This window comes from Paracoccus nototheniae (assembly GCF_004335005.1).
In the GTDB taxonomy this organism is placed as follows: Bacteria; Pseudomonadota; Alphaproteobacteria; order Rhodobacterales; family Rhodobacteraceae; genus Paracoccus; species Paracoccus nototheniae.
In genome coordinates this window covers 1-419 of the sequence record NZ_RQRT01000215.1, presented here as the reverse complement: position 1 = coordinate 419, position 419 = coordinate 1, and the positions used below count along the sequence as shown (strand labels likewise).

The window sequence follows — 419 nt, the reverse complement described above, 5'->3', positions numbered from 1 at the left end:
GCGGCATTACGGATAGCATAACCCGCAGTAAGTCCAAAAAATATCCCATCAAGCCAGTAGGCACCGACACCGATGATAGGCAGCATGATAGCGTACCAGCGGTAGTCAAATGCTAAGTCTATGACGGGTTGAAGATCTGTCATAAGTGGTAAATAGTAGGGCATGGCTAACCACCAAATACAGCTTAAGAAAAAAGCCAAGACATAGCTTACAATGCCAGTACGCTTAATAATTAAGCGGAACTGCTCCCAGTCTTTGCGTCCTGCAGCCTGAACACTGAAAGTCTCGGCAGCTACTGCGACGCCATCCAAAGCAAGAGCAGAGATAGTGAGTACTTGAAGTAAGATAGTATTGACAGCCAACACCAGATCGCCGCTGAGTGCTGATAACCGAGTCAACCAAGCGAAGCTAACGGTTAG

1 protein-coding gene is annotated in these 419 nt (G+C 47.3%); it reads right to left on the bottom strand.

Annotation, left to right across the window (positions count from 1 at the left end):
- On the bottom strand, positions 1–419 hold a 419-nt coding region (locus EG885_RS22510; RefSeq protein WP_242679811.1), incomplete at both ends, for an MATE family efflux transporter.